We start from the raw sequence: 18582 nt of genomic DNA on the forward strand, positions 1-18582 counted from the left end.
AACGTGACCTCGACGTCACGCAGCACCAGACCGGCCGCCCTGATGGCGGCCGCCGCCGTCGCACTGGCCCTGTCGTCCGCCGTCCCCGCCCAGGCCGCCCCCGCGGCCGGCCCGAAGCCGGTCCCGGTGGCCGGCCACCTCGCCGCGGGCCGCTACGTCGTCACCCTCGCCGACCGGCCGATCGCCGCCTACCGGGGCGGGGTCGACGGCATACCCGGCACCGCCCCCGCGCCGGGCGCCAAGGTCGACCTCGCCGCCCCCGGCGCCGTGCGCTACCGCGCCCACCTCACCGGGGCCCAGCGCGCCGCGGCCGCCTCGGTCGGCGCGCGGATCGAGCGCGGGTACTCCGTGGTCACCAACGGCTTCACCGCGGACCTGTCCGCCGCGCAGGTGGCGGCGCTGTCGAAGACCCCCGGGGTGCTGTCGGTCGCACCCGACACCCTCAACAAGGTCTCCGACGACCGCAACTCCCAGGACTTCCTCGGCCTCACCGGGCGGCACGGGCTCTGGTCCGCCCTCGGCGGTGCCGAGAAGGCCGGCCGCGGTGTCGTCGTCGGTGACATCGACACCGGCGTCTGGCCGGAGAGCCGCTCCTTCGCGGCCGCCCCGCTGGGCACCGCGCGGCCCACGTCGAAGGACCCGTACCGTCCCTACCGCAAGGGTGACAAGGTTGTCATGCGGAAGGCGGACGGCGGCACCTTCACCGGAAGCTGCCAGGCGGGCGAGGAGTTCACCGCCGGCGCCTGCAACGGCAAGCTGATCAGCGCCCGTTGGTTCGGCGACGCCTGGCTGGACCGGGTGCCGCCGGAGCGCCGCGCGGACTACGTCTCCGCACGGGACGGCGAGGGCCACGGCACGCACACCGCGTCCACCGCGGCGGGCAACAGCGGGGTCGACGTCACCGTCGACGGCCGGCACCTCGGCAAGGTCTCCGGCGTCGCACCGGGCGCCGCGATCGCCGTCTACAAGGCGTTCTGGACGGGCAAGGCGACCGGCGACAGCGGCGGCATGACCTCCGACATCGTCGCCGCCGTCGACCAGGCCGTCGCCGACGGCGTCGACGTCCTCAACTACTCGGCCGGATCGGTGATCGAGACGGCCCCGGACTCCCCGGTCCAGGCGGCCTTCCGCACCGCCGCGGCCGCGGGCGTCTTCGTCGCCACCGCCGCCGGCAACTCCGGCCCCGAGGTCTCCTCCGCCGACAACGTCGCCCCGTGGACGACCACGGTGGCCGCGAGCACCCTGGCGCCCTACGAGGCCACCGTGCGCCTCGGCAACGGGGACACCTACGTCGGCGGCAGCACCACCGTGGACGCCCCGCTCGGCCCCGAGCCCCTCGTGCTGGCCGAGAAGGTGAAGAACCCCGGCGCCTCGACCTCCGACGCCGCGCTGTGCCAGGACGGCACGCTCGACCCGGCGAAGGTCTCCGGCGCGATCGTCGTCTGCGACCGGGGCGTCAACCCGCGCGTCGACAAGTCGCACGAGGTGCAGCGGGCCGGCGGCGTCGGCATGGTCCTGGTCAACGTCAGCGACCTCGACACCGACGGCGACCTGCACGCCGTGCCCACGGTGCACCTCAACACCCCCGGTGCCGCCGACGTCCGGGCGTACGCCGCCGGCGCCGGGGCCGAGGCGAGCCTGCTCCCGGGCGGCACGACCGGTCAGCCGTACCCGCAGATCGCGCCGTTCTCGTCGCGCGGCCCGTCCACGACGAACAACGGCGACCTGCTCAAGCCCGACATCGCCGCGCCGGGCGTCGGCATCCTCGCGGCCGTCGCGCCCGCCTCCAACTTCGGCCACGACTACGACTTCATGACCGGCACGTCGATGGCGACCCCGCACATCGCGGGCCTCGCCGCGCTCTACCTGGCCGAGCACCCCTCGTGGTCGCCGATGGCCGTGAAGTCCGCGATGATGACGACCGCCGTCGACACCAGGACCGCGACCGGCGGGAAGAACACCGACCTGTTCGCGCAGGGCGCCGGTGAGGTGCGCCCGGCGGACATGTTCGCACCGGGCCTGGTCTACGACTCCACCGAGAAGGACTGGCTGGGCTACCTGGAGGGCCTCGGCGTCGACACCGGCACCGGGGTGCGGGCCGTCGACCCCAGCGACCTCAACTACCCGTCGATCGCCATCGGCCGCATGGTCGGCTCGCAGACCGTGACCCGCACCGTCACCGCCGTTGCGGCCGGCACCTACCGGGCCTCGATCTCGGTACCCGGGGTCAAGGCCACCGTGCACCCGTCCGTGCTGCACTTCAGCAAGGCCGGTCAGAAGGCGCGGTTCAGCGTCAGCTTCGAGCTGACGACCGGGCGGTCCGGCGAGACCGTCACCGGTGACCTCACCTGGCGGCACGGCCGCACCGGCGTGCGCAGTCCGGTCGTCCTGACCCCGTGGAGCCTGATCGCCCCCGACCAGGTGTCCGGCCCCGCGGGCGGCGGCAGCGTCTCCTTCCAGGTGACGCCGGGCACCACCTCGCTCGCGCCGGCCCCGCGCGGCCCGGTCGCGGGCACGCCCGTCCGCAACGAGGTCTCCAACGACAAGCCTGAGCAGGACTTCACGTTCACGGTGCCGGAGGGCACGCAGGCCGGGCAGTTCTTCGTCACGCCCGACAACCCGGAGGCCAGGCTGAGCCTGCTGCTCGCGTACGACCCGGGCGACGGCCAGCTCCCGTACATCGTCGGGGACCTCGCTCTCGACCAGACGCGGCCGGTGGTGAGCCTGCCGAGCATGAAGCCGGGGAAGTACCTGGCCATGGTCATGACGCTGGGCGGCCAGCCGGAGCTGACGGACTTCCCGTTCTCCTTCCAGACCAACCTGATCGGCCCGGACAGCCCGCCGGCACAGGGCACGTTCACCGTGACGCCGCGGAACCCCGTCACGAAGCCCGGCGTCCCCCTGACGCTGACCGCCTCGTGGAGCGGCGTCCCCTCCGACCGTCCCGCCACCGCCTACATCGGCTACCCCAACGCCGCGGGCACCCTCGTCACCATCGGCTGACGGGCCCCGCGCGACGGTGCCGGCCCCCTCGCCACGAGGGGGCCGGCACCGCCGCGTTCCCCGAGAGGGCAGCGTTGTCAAAGGCGTACGGCGCCCGGTCCGGAGGCGCCGCCCGGCAGACCTCCCGGGGCCCCGGGGGACCGCGCGGCGGACGGGGCGTCGTCGTCGAGGTCGCCGCGGAGCGCCGCCAGGGCGAAGGCGACCGCCGAGGTCAGCAGCACCGCAGCGATCGGCCCCCAGATGGCCGGGATCGACCACATCGGCCACTCGCCGGCCGCCTGCGCCCAGAGCGTCACGATCGCCGCCACGCCCATCGGGACGCCGTGCCACCGCACCACCCTCGCCGCGCGTGCGTGCCGCGGCCCCCGCGTGAAGAGCGCCCACAACGCGCCGACAAGGGCCATCAGGCCGGTCGAGAGTCCGGCGAGCGCGCCGCCGAGGCGGTCCTCCGGCCACTCCAGGGGCCCGTCGCTCGTCTCCTGCCAGGTTCCCGCGGTGTCCCACACCTCGACGACCCGCCCCCGCCAGATGAGGCCGACGACCTTGTCGTCCGGCTCCAGTTGCGAGAGCACCGGGCCCGTCCGGCGGAAGGTCAGGTGCCACGGTTTTCCGGAGGGCAGCAGGAAGTCCGCCTCGGGCGACTTCCGCCTGCCGCTGTGGGTGTCCACCGACCGTACGGTGAACCGCTGTTCCCACCGGCACTCCGACACCTCGACCGGTACCGAGGCGCACGGCGGAGCGGCGCGGAACTCCCGTTCCCGTTCCAGCGCGTCACGCGTGAGGAAGACCATCGCCACCCCGACGGCCAGCGCCGTCACGGCGATCAGCAGCCACACCACGACCGACGACCTGTTCCGTTCCACCCGTTCCACCGTGTCTCCCCACCCGAGTACGCCCCCCGCACCTCGCATCCGATCATGCCGGGCCGAGCGCCGGCCAGGTCCGCTGCCGGCAGCGGACGACCCCGCCCCCTTGCCGGTTCGGGGCAACGGGGGAGCGCCGGGGAACGGCAGCGCGGCCGGCCCCCGAGGGGACCGGCCGCGCTGTGTTCGTCCGCGCTGTGTTCGTCCGCGCAGTGTTCTTCCGCGGATCAGGCCAGGCCGGTGGCCCGGATCACCGTCTGCGTCACGGTGTTGCCCCGCTTGTCCGAGGCACGCACGCGCAGCGAGAGGAACTCCGCCCGCCGCGGCGCGTCCAGACGGACCCGGGCGGCGCCGTCGTCCGCGCCGCGCAGTGCCGGCTTGTGCCACGTGCGGCCGTCGTCGTACGAGACCTCCACCGCGTCGGTGCGGACCCGCGAGGCCGGCGTGCCCGGCAACGCGGAGGCACTCACCGTGAGTTCGGCGTCACGTCGCGCGGCGCCGCCCGCGTCGGTGCGGATCCCGTAGTCGAGCTGCAGGAGCGGCAGCACCTGCGGGTCGTCCGCGGCCGCCGTCGCCGAGGAGAAGCCCCACTCGGTCCGGGTGGCGGTGGAGTACGGGTACCCCTCCGTCCGCTCGGTGGCCGTCACCAGCCGGTACCGGCCCGACGCCGCCGGGACGTCCCCGCCCAGCCAGCCGCCCTCGGTGCGGGTGACCAGGTCGCCGCCCCGGTAGAGCTCGTTCACCTGGGAGGTGGTGCCCGGGCCGACCACGCCCGCGTGGTCGCGGCCACCGTCGCCCCAGGCCGGGATGGTCACGTCGAGGACGTCACCGTTGCGCTGCGGCAGCCACTGGCTCTCGTTCATCCGCGGGTGCTCGACGGGCCCGAACCACTGGACGTCGGTGGTGCGCCCCGCCGGGTAGCCGACCAGCCCGGAGAACTGGATCGAGCGGATGCCGTTGGCGGCCTCCTCCATCCAGGTCGCCTCGTCCGACGGGGTGACCCAGTCGGTGCGCTCGGCGCCCGCCGTCGACAGCCGGGTGCCGCCGACCTTGACCCCGAGGTACGGCTGGATGTCGTAGCGGAACTCGTCGACCTCCGTGCCGGGTTCGTTGCGGAAGCCGACGTCGACCCGGGCGAGCCGGTGCTCGGCCGGCGCGTAGCGCTGGGTCTGCGGGACCGTGCCGTGCCAGGTGTGCACCAGGTCGTACAGGTAGTCCGTCTCGGCGTGGCCGGTGACCCGCATCGGCACCGAGCCGGAACGGCTGTCCTGGATGCGGCCGATCAGGGCCTCGCCCTCGGTGCGGGAGACGCCGGCGACGACGAGGGCGGTGCGGCGCACGGGTTCGCGCAGCCGGCCGTCCAGGTCGTTCACCACGACCAGCAGGGCGACGCCCGCCTTCTGCGCGTCGGTGATCTGGTCGTCGTCCCCCGTGTAGCGGACCACGGCCACCTTGTCCTTGGCGCCGGCGGCCGCGTACTCGGCCGCGGTGCCCTTGCCGGCGAAGATGGCGGGCAGCGTCCTGGTGCTCTCGGCGGGACGGCCGGAACCGGGCTGCAGCCACAGGTCGTCGAAGACCTGGTTGCCGGAGGACAGCGCCAGCAGCGGCTGCTGCATGCGCCAGCGGACCGTGTACGCCAGGTCGCCGCCGGAGGCCGTCGGCATGGGCAGCGCCCACACGCTGTCGAAGCCGTCGCCGACGGTCGCGGTGTCCGTGATCGCCGGCGAGCCGTCCTTGAAGGACTGGGTGAAGTCCATCCGGATGTCGCTGTCGGTCGAGGTCTTCGGGGTGACGACCTCGGTCCTGCGCAGCTTCGTCCCGTCCAGCGCCGTGTCGGTGTCGGCGTTGCCGACCACGACGCCGGTCCTCGCCAGCAGGGCCCGCCCGTAGGAGGACTCGCCGTGGACGCCGCGCACGGCGCCCCAGGTCCAGACGGTGTACGTGCCCGGCGGGACGACGGTGTCGAGCACGCCGTCGAGGTCGGTGTAGAGGGCCTGCGCGTACTCGTCGCCCTTGCGCTGGTACATCACCAGGCCGACCATCGGGTCGCCGGCCCGGTCGGTGACGTGCACGCGCAGGTGGTGGTACTCGTCGCGGGTGCTGACCGCGAGCAGGGTGCGCGTGACGGCCTTGCCGTCGACGACGCCCTCGACGTGCCCGGTGAAGCGCGACCCCGCGGGGGCCCGGTCGAGCGTGGTGGTCACGGTGGTGGAGGCGGTACCGTGGGCGGGGACGGTGAGCTGACGGTCCGTCACGGTGAACAGGCCCTCGGGGACGCCCGGGGTGTCCAGGCGCGGGGTCACGGTGACGGCGGTGTCACCGGAGTTGGCCCACTCCACGGTCCGGGTCACGGTCCCGCCGGACGCGCCGCCCGGGGGGTGGATGCCGGAGTCCGCGGTGGCGGTGGCCACGAGGGTGCTGCTGGTGGCGGCGACCGCGTCCACGCGTCCGTTGCCGCCCGAGTCGGCGGGGATGTCCGGCGTCGCGACGGAGGTGGAGACCAGGGCGTCCTTGATCCGGGCCCCGTTCCAGTCCGGGTGCTTCGCCGCCACCAGGGCGGCGACGCCCGCGACGTGCGGGGTGGCCATCGAGGTGCCGCTGAGGGTGGCGTACGAGCCGGTCCCGAAGGGCGCCCACTGCGAGCGGGCCGCCAGGATGTCGACGCCGGGGGCGGTGATCTCCGGCTTCATCGCGTCGTCCCGGAAGCGGGGGCCGCGGCTGGAGAAGTCGGCGATGGCGTCGGAGGAGTCGACGGCGCCGACGGTGAGCGCCGCGTCCGCGGCGCCGGGCGCGGCCACGGTGCCCTCGTAGGGGCCCGAGTTGCCGGCGGCTATGGTGAACAGCGCGCCCGTCTCGGCGCTGAGTTCGTTGACGGCCTGGCTCATCGGGTCGGTGCCGTCGGTGGGCTGGTCGCTGCCGAGGCTCATGCTGACCACGCGGGCCCCGGCCTCGCGGGCGGCCCACTCCATGCCGCTGATGATCCAGGAGTCGGAGCCGCTGCCCGCGTTGCTGAGCACCTTGCCCACGTGCAGGCGCACGCCGGGGGCGACACCCTTCTCCTTGCCGCCGGACGCGGCGCCGTTGCCGGCGATGGTGGACGCCACGTGGGTGCCGTGGCCGTGGTGGTCGTCGATGTCCTCGCCGGGCACGAAGCTGCGGGAGTCGGTGACGACGCCGTCGAGGTCGGGGTGCCCGGGGTCGTAACCGGTGTCGAGGACCGCGACGTCCACGCCCTGACCGGTGTCGCCACCGGCCCAGACCTCGGGGGCGCCGATCTGCGCCACGCTGTCCGCGAGGTCGGCCTTGACCTTGCCGTCGAGCCACACCTTGCGTACGCCGCCGGTCAGTGCCGGGCCGCTCGCCACGGCCCTCGCGGCCGCCTGCGGCGCGGCGCCCTGGCCGGTCAGGTCGTCCCAGAACTCCGCCGCCTGGTCGTGGTCCTGCGTGGTGGCGGTGCTGTCGATGCTGGTCAACGCCCGTGCGCCGGTGGCCCCTTCGGGCAGCGACGGCGCCGCGAGCCTCCGGCGGGAGTCGGAGGAGTAGGTCAGGATGACGGGCAGGCCCTTGGACCGGGCGTCGTCGTAACCGTCGGCGATCAGCCGCGTGACGTTGAAGAGGTCGGTGTCGAGCAGCCCGGCCGCCACGTACCGTTCGGCGGCGAACGGGTAGACGTAGGTGTCGCCGTGCTGGGTGGTGATGCGGGCGTCCGCGCGGTGGCCGCGGGGGCCCTCGACGGTCACGGAGGCACGGCCGTCGCCGCCGGGCGTGACGGTGACCCGGTCGCCCGTGATGAGGGTGACGGTGCGCGGGGTGGAGCCCGCGGGTGCGCCGCCGGTCACGACCACGTCGTCGGGCGAGGGGGAGGCCGTGGCGTGGTCACTGGCAGCTGCCGGTGGGATCGCCATCAGCAGTGCCGCGACACCCGCGACGATCGGGAGGCCGGTTCGGCCCGGGAAGAGCGGTCTCACAGGGGATCCTTCACGTTAGATCCATCCAATGTCCGCCGCATGCTAGCGAGTTAAACGATTCAACGGACCGGTAAACGAGAGACGAACAGCGGCGTCTTTCCGCCCCCTGTCGGGATCACGACAGGGGGCGGACCCGGGCCGTGCGAACCCCCGCTCGACCGGGGGTGGTTCGCTCCGCCCGGGTTCGGGGCCGTCGTGCGGGGGTGGCCGGTTCGGCGATCCGCGCCTCGGGCGCGTGCCCGGGGTCCTCGTGCGGGGGCGGCGGCCGTACCCCGCGGGGCCACGGACGGCCCAACGAGGGGATCGGCCGAAGGTCGCCGACCTTGCCCGTAGTTACGATCTTCCCGATATGGCCAATTTGACTGGATATGAGTCATGGCCTCGGCCGTCCGATCACCGGGAGCACACTTGTTCGCACTTCTGCTGTCCCGTCACCATGGATCGCGTCCCTCGTCCGCCAGGGTCCGGCACCCCTGGGGGAGCCGTGGCCGAATACGGCCGGGACGGGGCTCCCGCCGATCCGGGCGGCTCGCGGTCGCGGGGCTCCTGGCCGCCGGTCCGATGACGTGATCTTCGCCCGGGGCGGCAACGACGTCGTGGACGGCCGCGGCGGCAACGACCTGATCTGCGGCGGGGCCGGCAACGACACCCTGACCGGCGGCACCGGCAACGACCGTGTCGAAGGCGGTGACGGAAACGACGCCCTGACCGGCGGTGACGGCGACGACACCCTCTTCGGCGACGCCGGCAACGACGTCCTCTCCGGCGGTCCCGGCAGCAACGCCAACGACGGCGGACCCGGCACCGACGTCTGCACCAGCCCGGCCACCGGTCCCGGCTGCAACCCCTGACCGCTCACCGGCCCGGGGCGTCGCCACGGCGGCCCGGTCGGCCCCGGCGACGGCGCTGGACGGCGCTACCGCGGTGCGCCGAGGCGGTCGACCAGGTCGTGCCAGCCGGCGTCCAGCCGCTCGACGGGCATGCCCCGGGCCGTGAGCAGGTACTCCATGAGCACGGTGTCGAGGTAGGCCTGCAGGGTGTGCCCGGTCAGTTCGACGTCGCCGGGGGCCCCGGCCTGCCGGAGCAGCAGCGTCAGGTGCGTGTGCCTGAGCTGGTACGACGGGTGGAAGCGGCGGCTCAGTCCGCGGCGTGCGGCCATGTACAGGTCGCGGTGGGCGTGTTCGTGGCGGATCACGGCGGGGCCGAAGGCGTGCAGCCGTTCCAGCGGCGGGGCGTCCGGTCCGAGAGGCGGCGGGCCGGTGAGGAAGGCCGCCTGGATCTGCTGCTCGATGTGGTCGAGCAGCGAGAGCATCAGCCCCGCGCGGTCGCCGAAGCGCCGGAACACCGTCCCCTTGCCGACCTCGGCCGCGGCGGCGACGGCCTCCATCGTCACGTTCGCCGCCCCGCGCTCGGCGGCGAGTTCGGCCGCGACCTCCAGCAGGCGCTTGCGGTTCCGTGCGGCGTCGGCACGCAGCCGTGGCGGCTCGCCCACCGGTGTGAGCGAGAGGTTCACGGGTCCGGCGGAGGCGTCGCGCGCGGGAAGGGCGGCGCGGGGCGGCTCGGTCATGGCCACAGCGTAGCGGCGGGAATGGAAGTGGACCGTGGTCCGTTTAGCTGGTAGACAGGTAACCGGACCACGGTCCGCTTCCGGTTCCCAGAAGGAGATCCCCCATGTCCGTCCGCATCCTCGCTCTCGTCGGCAGCCTCCGCGCCGGTTCGCACAACCGCCAGCTCGCCGAAGCCGCCGTGAAGCACGCCCCCGAAGGTGTCGAGATCACCCTCTACGAGGGCCTGGCGGAGGTCCCCTTCTACAACGAGGACATCGACGTCGAGGGCGCGCTGCCCGAGGCCGCCGCACGCCTGCGGGCCACCGCCGCCGCGAGCGACGCGCTCCTGCTCTTCTCGCCCGAGTACAACGGCACCATCCCGGCCGCCCTCAAGAACGCCATCGACTGGATGTCCCGCCCCTACGGCGCCGGGGCGCTGATCGGCAAGCCGGTCGCCGTCGTCGGCACCTCCCTGGGCCAGTACGGCGGGATCTGGGCGCAGGACGAGGCCCGCAAGGCCGCCGGCATCGCCGGCGCCACGGTCCTCGGCGACGCCAAGCTCTCCATCCCGGGCTCCGTGAACCGCTTTGCCGAGACCCACCCGGCCGACGACTCCGAGGTCGTCGACGGCCTGACCCAGGTCATCCGGCAGCTCACCGAGGCCGGCGCCGCGGCCTGACCCCCTCGGCACCGGGACCCCGCGGGCCGTTGCCCGCGGGGTCCCCGTGTTCCGTGCGGCCCCTCGTCACGCGGAGGCGCGGCGCATGACAGGGTCGTCGTCGTGATCGACGACGACCATGGCCCACGCCGCGCATTCGTGCCCGCCGGCGGCTCGAGCCCCGCGGACCTCGTGTCCCTCCACCGTGAGGCGCGCGCGTCCTGCGCCCCGACCTCGACAGCGCGCACCTCGACGCGTACACCGACGGCGCGTGGCCGGAGGAGGTCCAGTCCTCGTACGCGAGCCTGCTCGCACTGGCCCGGGAAGCGGCGGCCGCCGGGACGCGCTCGCGGCGTGACGACCCCGGGATGGGGATCGACATCGACACACGGGACGACGCGCAGTTCGGGCTGTTGCTCGACCTGGCCCCCTACAGCATCCACGCCGAGGGCCGGTGCGCGGGGCGGACGGTCTTCACCGCCGATGACGGGGGCGCCCTGTGGATCGCCCTCACGCGGGCACAGGAGTCGGAACTCCTGGCGCGGTTGGCGGCACAGGGCATACCGGCCGCCGCGCTCACCGCGTCCGCCGCACGAGGGCGCTGACGGCGGTGCGGGCGGGCCCTGGAGGGCCCGCCCGCACCGTGGGATGTGACGGCTTCGCGTCAGCGGAGGCCGAAGGCCCGCATCACGGTCTGGGTGACCGCGTTGCCCGCGGAGTCGTGCGCACGCGCACGCAGCGAGACGAACCGGGCCTGCTTCGGCGCGGACAGCCCGAAGCGGCCGTCGTGCCCGCAGGCGGTCTTCCGCCAGGTGCGTCCGTCGTCGTAGGACACCTCCAGGGAGACGGCCGACAGCGAGCCCGCACCCACCGCGCCCGGCAGGTGCGCGGCCGTCACGGACAGCGTGCCGTTGCGGGCGGCCCTGCCCTCCGCGTCCGTGGCCACGCCGTAGTCGAGCTGCGGCAGCGGCAGCACCGCGGCGTCGTCGCCCGACGGCGCCTTGGACATGAACTCCCACTCGGTGTGCGTGGTCGAGGAGTACGGGCTCACCGACGCGTCACGGCTCGCGTCCAGCACCAGGCGGTAGGGCCGCTTGCCCGGGGCCGGGGCGGTGCCCCCCATGCTGGTGTTGGTCGTGCTCTGGCCCAGGCGCGTGCCGCCCTGATAGAGCGTCAGCGTCTGCTGCGTGCGGTCGTAGTCCATCGACATGCCGACGTGGTCCGCACCGCCCCAGGCGGGGATGTCGAGGGCCAGCCAGCTCCCGCTGCGCGTCGGCAGCTTGTAGTTGTTGTTGAGGTACGGCCGCTCGACCGGCTTGAACCACTCCTGGGTGTGCCGGCTGCCCGCCCGGTACGTGGTGCGCGGCTCGATCTCGTAGAGCAGGCCGTCGACGTACGCCTCCTGGCCCCAGGAGTACCCCGGACCGGTGGAGACCCAGTCGACCCGGTGGGAGTTCACCGGCTCCCGCATCGTCAGGCCGATGCCCCAGTTGGAGTACACAGGCCAGTCGAAGCGGAACTCGCCGCCGCCCTTGGCCGGGTCGGGGCTGTCGAAGGTGACGTCGACCCGCGCCAGGTTCTTCGTGCCGCCCTTGACGACGAGGTCGCCGGGGATCTCGTTGTGCCAGGTCCACATGAGGTCGTAGACGTACGGGCTGACCGGCTGCGAGCCGACCTTCAGCACGGCGCCCCGCGCCGACGCGCGGCGCATGAGCCGCTCGCCCTCGTCGGTGCTGAGCAGCGCGACGTCGATGGCGGCGGGCGGGAGGAAGGGATCGCCGGTGTAGCTGCGCAGCTGGCGTCCCGGCTGGTCGTTCACGACGAGCAGGAGCCGGGCGCCCGCCGCGACCGCCGCCGCGGCCTGCTCGGCGTCGCTCACGTTCCCGTTGCGGCGCACGACCACGGCCTTGCCGCGGGCGGAGAGCCCGGCGTAGTCCGCGCTCGCGCCGTCACCGGCGGCCACCAGCGGGAACGAGTAGTCGCCCTGGGGGAGCGCGGTGACGTCCTCCTGCCGCAGGACGTCGGTGAACTCGTCGTCGCGGGTCGTCACCGACAGCGCGGGCTGCTCCTTGCGCCAGCGGGCGCCGAGATGGAAGTCGCCGTGGGTGACCTTGTGCGTGGTGGGCTGGGCCCAGAGGCTGTCGTAGCTGGTCTGGGTCTCCATGTAGTCGCGCCAGCTGCCGCCGCCCATGGCGCGGTTGTACTCCAGGCGCTGGTAGGTGGTCTCGGTCGGCTGCGGTGTCGTCATGTCGACGCGCTTGAGCTTCGTCGCGTCCAGGGTCACCGTCCGGTCGCGGTCCATGACGACCTCGGGGTCGCCGAGGAGCGCCATGCCCATCGAGTGCGCGCCGTGCACCCCGCGCACGTCCTTGAAGGACAGCGCCGAGTAGACGTCGTCCGGCAGCCAGGCCTCCAGCCGTCCGGTCTGGTCGACGAGGTAGAACGCCGGGTCGAAGTCGCCGGAGCGCAGCACCTGGACGACGCCGGACATGGGCTTGCCGTCGCCGTCCTTGAGGACCAGGGTCAGCTTGTGGGCGGCGTCGCCCAGCGACACCGCCGTGTGGGCGACCGTCCTGCCCGCCGGGTCGGCCGCGACGACCTGGCCGGACCAGCGGCCGTTGCCCGTCGCCTTCGAACCGTCGATGGCGACGGTCACCTCGGCCGTGCCGTGCGCGGGCACGACGACCCGCGACGCGGACAGCGCGAACAGGCCCGCGGGGGCGTTCGGGGCGTCGACGGACAGGGCGAGCGTCACCGGGGCGTCCCCGGTGTTGGTGTACGTCACCGGGCGCCGCACCGCGGCCGTGCCGCCGGCCGCCTCGGCCTGGCCGGCGAACGCGGTCGCCGAGGCGAACACCTCAGCGCCGAGCGCCGACGGGACGTCCACCCGGCCGCTGCCCGCCTGGAAGGCGTCGTACTGCGGCGTCCGCTTCGAGCTGCTCACCAGCAGGTCCTTGAGCTGGGCGCCGGTCAGCCCGGGCCGCGCGGCCGCGAGCAGGGCGGCCGCGCCCGCGACGTGCGGGGTGGCCATCGAGGTGCCGCTGAGGGTCTGGTAGCTGCCCTCGCCCTCCGGCGCGTATTGCGAGCGGGCGGCCAGGACGTCCACGCCGGGGGCGGTGATCTCCGGCTTGAGGCCGCCGTCGCCGACCCGCGGACCCTGGCTGGAGAACCAGGCGACCTCGTCGGCGGAGTCGACGGCTCCCACGGTCAGGGCGGCGTCCGCCGCACCCGGTGCGCCGACGCTGCCGGGCGTGCCCATGTTGCCCGCGGCGATCACGAACAGCGCCCCGGTCTGCGCGCTCAGGCGGTCGACCGCCGCGCTGAGCGGGTCCGTCCCGTCGGAGGGGTTCTCGGAGCCGAGGCTCATGCTCACGATGTCCGCGTCCTGGTCCACCGCGGCCCACTCCATGCCGGCCAGCACCCAGGAGTCCTGGCCGGAACCCGAGTCGGCCAGCACCTTGCCGACGTGGAGGTCCGCGCCGGGGGCGACGCCCTTCTCCTTGCCGTCCGAGGCGGCCCCGGTGCCGGCGATGGTGGAAGCGACGTGGGTGCCGTGGCCGTTGCGGTCCGTCACCTCCTGGTCCGGGACGAAGCTGCGCGCGGCCGTGACGCGGCCCGCGAGGTCGGGGTGCCCGGTGTCGACGCCGGTGTCGAGGACGGCGACGTCCACGCCCTTGCCCGTGTCGCCGGCCGACCACGCCTGCGGGGCGCCGATCTGTGAGGTGGTGTCGGCCAGGTCGGCCTCGACCTTGCCGTCGAGCCAGATGCGCGCGATCCCGGAGCCGAAGGAGGGGGCGGCGGAGGTGGCCTTGGCGGCCCGCGCGGCGGTCCCGGACCCGGAGGTGACGGACCGCCAGAAGTCGGCGGACCGGTCCCTGTCCTCGGAGAGGGCGGCCCCCTGGACGCTGCTGAGGTCCCTGACCCGGGTGGCGCCCTGGGGCGCGGTGGTGCGCAGGCCGGCGGAGGCGGAGTCGTAGGAGACGATCAGCGGCAGGTCGTCGCGGTGCGCGTCGTCGTAGCCGTCCGCGACCAGCTCGCTGATGTTGAACAGGCGCCGGTCCAGCGTGCCCGCCGCCACGTAGGGGAGGGCCGACTCGGGATAGACGTACAGGTCGCCGCGGGACTCCATGATGTGCGCGCGGGCCTTGGCGCCGTCGGCGCCGCGTACCTCGACGGTGCCCCCGGCGGCTCCCGACTGCCGGGTGATAACGATGTCACCGGTGATCAGGGTGACCGTGTGGACACCCGGGGGCACGTTGCTCCGGGCCGCCTCGGCGTCGGTCCCGGAGTTCGCGGGCGAGGCCGCGTGGGCGGCGGAGACGGCGGCGGGCTGCGCCAATGACAGGAGGGCGGCGCCGGCGGCGGCGAACACGCCCCAGCGTCCTGGTGATGGTCTCAAGGGATTCCCTGGCTGCTCCGTGGGGCCGGGTCGGCCCCGAACGGTTCGGACTGCCCCGGTGGGGGCGGGTCGCATCCTGGCCCCAAAACCCGCGGACGGAGCCCGGGCGTGCACGGTGATCTTCACCACGTCCGCAGCGTGACCAGGCAGGTTTGGGGGCGTCAAGCCCCCTCCCACGTGCGGGAGTCGTACGGCCGACGGCTTCGGCGGCGCACCGTCCCGGCCCGTCCGGGCACCCGGGCGGGAGGGCCGGGCGCCACGGGCCGGGACGTACGGATCGGGCCGCCCGGCGCCGCGCTGCGCGGTCCTGCGCCATCCGTACTGCTAGAAAGGGAAGGGAATTCACATATAGGACAAACAGGAAAGGGGTCCGGGTGGACTACGCGGCGTCCTTCGGAGCCGGCCTGGTCGTCGGCATCATGTACGGCCTGCTCAGGGTGCAGTCGCCCGCGCCGCCGTTGGTCTGTCTGCTCGGCCTGTCCGGCCTCCTCGTCGGCTACTCCGTCCTGGAGCGGTTCGCGTGAGGCGACTGCTCTCCCGGGGCGCCCTCGCCTTCTCCGTGGGGGCCCTGGCGGGTGCCCTGTACTGGCTGATGGGCGTCGTGTCGCCGGCCCCGCCGTGGATCTCGCTCACCGGACTGCTCGGCATCCTCGCCGGCGAGACCGCGACCCGGCGCCTACTGGCGCTCCGCCGGAAACCGCCCGCCGGCCCCGCGGAGGATCCGCCCCCCGCTACTCCCTGAGGGGCGTCTCACGGTCCGTCGCCAGCCACGTCGTCAGCGCCCACCACCAGTGGAGCGCGTCCAGCGGGCCCGCGGTGGCGTCCGCGGGCGGCTCGCCGGTGATCTGCCGCAGCCGGCCGAGCCGGTAGCGCACCGTGTTGGGGTGGGTGAACAGCGCCGCCGCCGTCTGGTCCAGGCGCCGTCCGTGCTCCAGGAACGTGAGTGCGGTGAGCGCCAGTTGGCGGTGGAAGGCGTCCGAAGGATCGAGGGCGCCCAGGAGCCTGCCCGCCAGGAACGAGCCCAGCAGCGGTTGCTCGGCGGTCGCGATCTCGCCGGCGAACTCCGTCAGCTCCCGCACGCCGCGCCGTCCGCGCCGGCTCCCGGCGGCCAGCGCGCGGACGCAGAGCCGGTGGACGGGCGGCAGCCCGGACGGCGCGACGGCGGGGGAGAGCACGACGAGCGCCCCCGCCTGCGTCCCGAGTCCGCCGCTTGCCGGCATCCGCGGCAGCAGGCCCGCCGGCCTGCCCTCGACCCGTCCGCTGATCCCCCGCAGCGCGTCGATCCGCTCCGCGAGCCCCCGGGTCCCGGCGGCGTCGAGGCCGTCCGCGACGAGGCAGTGGTACCTGCCGTCGGGCCGCAGGCCGGCCCGCGCCAGGTCCGCGGCGGCCGGCGGGGCGCCTCCGGTCAGGAGCCGGCGCAGCAGCCGCCCTCGCGGGCCGTCGGAGACGGGCGGCAGTTGCTGCTCGGCCGCGCGGTAGCCGTTCACCACATGGCGTTCGACGGCGTCGCCGTACTCCTTGAGTCGCAGCACCGCCGAGAGCAGCACGCCGTCGGGCACCCCGGCCGACCGGCTGCGGTCGACGGCGATCTCCACCGTGCGGGTGAGGGCCGCCTGGACGCCGTGCAGCACCGAGGTGATGGGGACGCCCTGTTCGGCCCGGTCGGTGCCGAGCAGCAGGGCGGCGGCGAAGTCCTGCCCGTCCACGCGGCCGAAGGTGCCGAGCCACGGCCCGGCCGCGGCGACGATGGCCGTGACGTGCCGCCGGGTCTCCGCCTCGCCGAGCCGGGCGACGTCGGGGGAGTGGGTCCGGGCGGCGTGGACGAGCTGGCCCCGCACGTCGGAGTCGCCGGCCATGTCCCGCAGGATGCCGGCCACCGGCTCGGGCCGGTGGGTGACCGTCAAGAGCCTCGCCCCTTCCACGACCGGACGCTGTGGCCGGGCGACAACCGGGTGCGCGCGCGTTGGCTGCCGGCGACTACCGCATCGTGACGACCACCTGATTACCTGTCGGCTACCGAAGGTAACAGCAAGGTCATCCTGGCAACACCCTTCGTGCATCCCCCCGCATCCTCCGGAAGGCACGCCATGGAGACAGTGACAGACCCCGCCATGCCCAGCCGGCGCCGCCTGCTGGCGGCGGCGGGAGGCGCGATCGCCGGGGCGAGCGCCCTCGCGCAGGCGGTCCCCGCCCACGCCGCCTCCCAGGACGCCGACGTGATCGTCGTCGGCCACGGCCTGGCCGGCCTGGTCGCGACCGCCGAACTGGCCGACAGGGGGCGCAAGGTGCTCCTGCTCGACCAGGAACCGGAGACCAACATGGGCGGCCAGGCGTTCTGGTCCTTCGGCGGGCTGTTCCTCGTCGACTCCGCCGAGCAGCGGCTGATGGGCATCAAGGACTCCCGCGACCTGGCGTGGCAGGACTGGCAGGGCGCGGCCGGCTTCGACCGCGACGTCGCCGACCCCCGCGGCCAGGACCACTGGGCGTACAAGTGGGCCGAGGCGTACGTGGACTTCGCCGCGGGGGAGAAGCGGTCCTGGCTCCACCAGCAGGGCGTCCGCTGGTTCCCGATCGTCGGCTGGGCCGAGCGCGGCGGCGGTCTCGCCGACGGGCACGGCAACTCGGTGCCCCGCTTCCACGTCACCTGGGGGACCGGCCCGGCCGTCGTGGAGCCCTTCGAGAAGCGCGTACGGGCGGCGGCCGCGAAGGGACGGGTGAGCTTCGCGTTCCGGCACCGTGTCGATGAGATCGTGCGCACCGGCGGTGCCGTCACCGGGGTCCGCGGCGCCGTCCTGGAGCCGAGCAACGCCCCGCGGGGCACCCGCAGCTCTCGCACCGTCGTCGGCGACTTCGAACTGCGGGCCCCGGTGGTGATCGTGACCTCGGGCGGCATCGGCGCCAACCACGACCTGGTGCGGCAGAACTGGCCGGCCCGGCTCGGCGACCCGCCGCGGAACATGATCTCCGGCGTGCCCGAGCACGTGGACGGCCGGATGCTCGCCATCACCGAGCGGGCCGGCGGACGGATCGTCAACCCGGACCGCATGTGGCACTACACCGAAGGCCTGCGGAACTACGCCCCGATCTGGGCCGGGCACGGCATCCGCATCCTCCCCGGCCCGTCCTCGCTCTGGCTCGACGCCACCGGCCGGCGCTTCCCCGCGCCCGACCTCCCCGGCTACGACACCCTCAGCACGCTGGGGGCCATCACCCGCACCGGTTACGACTACTCGTGGTTCGTGACCACCCAGAAGATCCTGGCCAAGGAGTTCGCCCTCTCCGGTTCCGAGCAGAACCCGGACCTCACCAACAAGGACATCCCGCTCACCCTCTCCCGGCTGTGGCAGACCCCGGAACCCATCGAACGGTTCAAGAAGAACGGCGCCGACTTCGTGGTCGCCTCCTCGCTGCCCGCGCTCGTGGCCGGGATGAACAGGCTCACCGGCGACGGCCTCATCGACCCGGCCGACCTCAGGCGGCAGATCGACGCCCGGGACCGCGAGATCGACAACCCCTACACCAAGGACGTCCAGGTGATGGGGATCCGCAACGCCCTCGCCTACCCCGGCGACTTCCTCAGCCGCACCGCCACGGCACACAAGATCATGGACCCGGCCGCGGGGCCGCTGATCGCGGTGCGCCTGAACATCCTCACGCGCAAGACGCTCGGCGGCCTCCAGACCGACCTGTCCGGCCGGGTCCTGGACGCGGAGGGGACACCGGTGCCGGGTCTGTACGCCGCCGGGGAGGTCGCCGGCTTCGGCGGCGGCGGTGTCCACGGCTACCGCTCCCTGGAGGGCACGTTCCTCGGCGGCTGCCTCTTCTCCGGCCACCAGGCCGGTCGGGCGGCGGCGGCCGCCACCGCGACCTGACGCACACCCCGTCGGCTGCGGGCCGGACCCGGCCCGCAGCGGACAGGGTGTCCGGGAAGCGGCGGAACGCTGATCGGTTTCGGACAGGACGTGCCGACGCCATGACAGCACCCCCTTCCGTCTGTCACGCTGTGTACCCGGTCGAACACGGAAAGCGTCGGCCCCTCGGGGCGCGACCGGACCCGCAAGCCCGATGCCCGCGACGCCGTCGTGCCCGGCATCTGCTCCAGCGACAACCGGACCACCACCCCGCAGCGGACCACACTCCGCTC

General features: G+C 74.1%; 12 protein-coding genes. 7 read left to right on the plus strand and 5 right to left on the minus strand.

Translation table 11 applies throughout. The features are described from left to right. The first annotated feature begins 3 nt into the window (after positions 1-3). On the plus strand, positions 4-3003 hold the full coding sequence (locus ACFZAU_RS02450) for a S8 family peptidase (protein WP_500550709.1): 3000 nt from the start codon (positions 4-6) through the stop codon (positions 3001-3003). Between the two features lie 77 nt (positions 3004-3080). Here the strand turns inward: ACFZAU_RS02450 and ACFZAU_RS02455 are convergent, their stop codons facing one another. Beyond that, positions 3081-3866 carry a hypothetical protein gene (locus ACFZAU_RS02455; protein ID WP_500550710.1) on the minus strand — a complete coding sequence of 262 codons (786 nt, stop codon included), beginning with the start codon at positions 3864-3866 and terminating at the stop codon, positions 3081-3083. Positions 3867-4093: 227 nt separating this feature from the next. Continuing rightward, on the minus strand, positions 4094-7834 hold the full coding sequence (locus ACFZAU_RS02460; protein ID WP_500550711.1) for a S8 family serine peptidase: 3741 nt from the start codon (positions 7832-7834) through the stop codon (positions 4094-4096). 368 nt (positions 7835-8202) lie between these two features. Here ACFZAU_RS02460 and ACFZAU_RS02465 point away from each other — a divergent pair, with 368 nt between their 5' ends. Further along, the gene (locus ACFZAU_RS02465) at positions 8203-8685 is read left to right on the plus strand and encodes a calcium-binding protein (RefSeq protein WP_500550712.1); all 483 of its coding nucleotides are present in this window, start codon (positions 8203-8205) and stop codon (positions 8683-8685) included. A gap of 65 nt (positions 8686-8750) precedes the next feature. On the opposite strand, the gene ACFZAU_RS02470 is transcribed toward ACFZAU_RS02465, so the two are convergent. Continuing rightward, a complete protein-coding gene (locus ACFZAU_RS02470; RefSeq protein WP_500550713.1) occupies positions 8751-9401 on the minus strand; it encodes a TetR/AcrR family transcriptional regulator in 651 nt (216 codons plus the stop codon). A 104-nt stretch (positions 9402-9505) separates the two neighbouring features. On the opposite strand from ACFZAU_RS02470, the gene ACFZAU_RS02475 reads away from it, so the two are divergent. Both ACFZAU_RS02475 and ACFZAU_RS02480 read left to right on the plus strand, forming a co-directional pair. Then, positions 9506-10060, plus strand: a complete 555-nt coding sequence (locus ACFZAU_RS02475; protein WP_500461857.1) for an NAD(P)H-dependent oxidoreductase — start codon at positions 9506-9508, stop codon at positions 10058-10060. A 347-nt stretch (positions 10061-10407) separates the two neighbouring features. Next, the gene (locus ACFZAU_RS02480) at positions 10408-10644 is read left to right on the plus strand and encodes a hypothetical protein (RefSeq protein ID WP_500550714.1); all 237 of its coding nucleotides are present in this window, start codon (positions 10408-10410) and stop codon (positions 10642-10644) included. A gap of 59 nt (positions 10645-10703) precedes the next feature. On the opposite strand, the gene ACFZAU_RS02485 is transcribed toward ACFZAU_RS02480, so the two are convergent. Continuing rightward, positions 10704-14411 carry a S8 family serine peptidase gene (locus ACFZAU_RS02485; protein WP_500550715.1) on the minus strand — a complete coding sequence of 1236 codons (3708 nt, stop codon included), beginning with the start codon at positions 14409-14411 and terminating at the stop codon, positions 10704-10706. A gap of 401 nt (positions 14412-14812) precedes the next feature. Between ACFZAU_RS02485 and ACFZAU_RS02490 the strand changes: the two genes are divergently transcribed. After that, the gene (locus ACFZAU_RS02490) at positions 14813-14962 is read left to right on the plus strand and encodes a DUF1427 family protein (RefSeq protein WP_500550716.1); all 150 of its coding nucleotides are present in this window, start codon (positions 14813-14815) and stop codon (positions 14960-14962) included. Continuing rightward, positions 14959-15180, plus strand: a complete 222-nt coding sequence (locus ACFZAU_RS02495) for a DUF1427 family protein (protein ID WP_500550717.1) — start codon at positions 14959-14961, stop codon at positions 15178-15180. The genes ACFZAU_RS02490 and ACFZAU_RS02495 overlap by 4 nt, the downstream gene beginning before the upstream one ends. Here ACFZAU_RS02495 and ACFZAU_RS02500 read toward each other — a convergent pair. Next, positions 15170-16342: a helix-turn-helix domain-containing protein gene (locus ACFZAU_RS02500; protein ID WP_500550718.1), complete on the minus strand. Its 1173-nt coding sequence runs from the start codon at positions 16340-16342 to the stop codon at positions 15170-15172. The genes ACFZAU_RS02495 and ACFZAU_RS02500 overlap by 11 nt on opposite strands. A 183-nt stretch (positions 16343-16525) precedes the next feature. Between ACFZAU_RS02500 and ACFZAU_RS02505 the strand changes: the two genes are divergently transcribed. Then, a complete protein-coding gene (locus ACFZAU_RS02505) occupies positions 16526-18310 on the plus strand; it encodes an FAD-binding dehydrogenase (RefSeq protein WP_500550719.1) in 1785 nt (594 codons plus the stop codon). Positions 18311-18582 lie beyond the last annotated feature (272 nt).

Origin of the sequence: Streptomyces sp. NPDC008238, from assembly GCF_042956445.1 — a bacterium.
Taxonomy (GTDB): Bacteria; Actinomycetota; Actinomycetes; order Streptomycetales; family Streptomycetaceae; genus Actinacidiphila.

Bases quoted from the DNA above. Each gene is read 5' to 3' on its own strand.
- ACFZAU_RS02465 (WP_500550712.1), top strand. From the start codon at position 8,203: ATGAGTCATGGCCTCGGCCGTCCGATCACCGGGAGCACACTTGTTCGC.
- ACFZAU_RS02470 (WP_500550713.1), bottom strand. From the start codon at position 9,401: ATGACCGAGCCGCCCCGCGCCGCCCTTCCCGCGCGCGACGCCTCCGCC.
- ACFZAU_RS02475 (WP_500461857.1), top strand. From the start codon at position 9,506: ATGTCCGTCCGCATCCTCGCTCTCGTCGGCAGCCTCCGCGCCGGTTCG.
- ACFZAU_RS02480 (WP_500550714.1), top strand. From the start codon at position 10,408: ATGGGGATCGACATCGACACACGGGACGACGCGCAGTTCGGGCTGTTG.
- ACFZAU_RS02505 (WP_500550719.1), top strand. From the start codon at position 16,526: ATGGAGACAGTGACAGACCCCGCCATGCCCAGCCGGCGCCGCCTGCTG.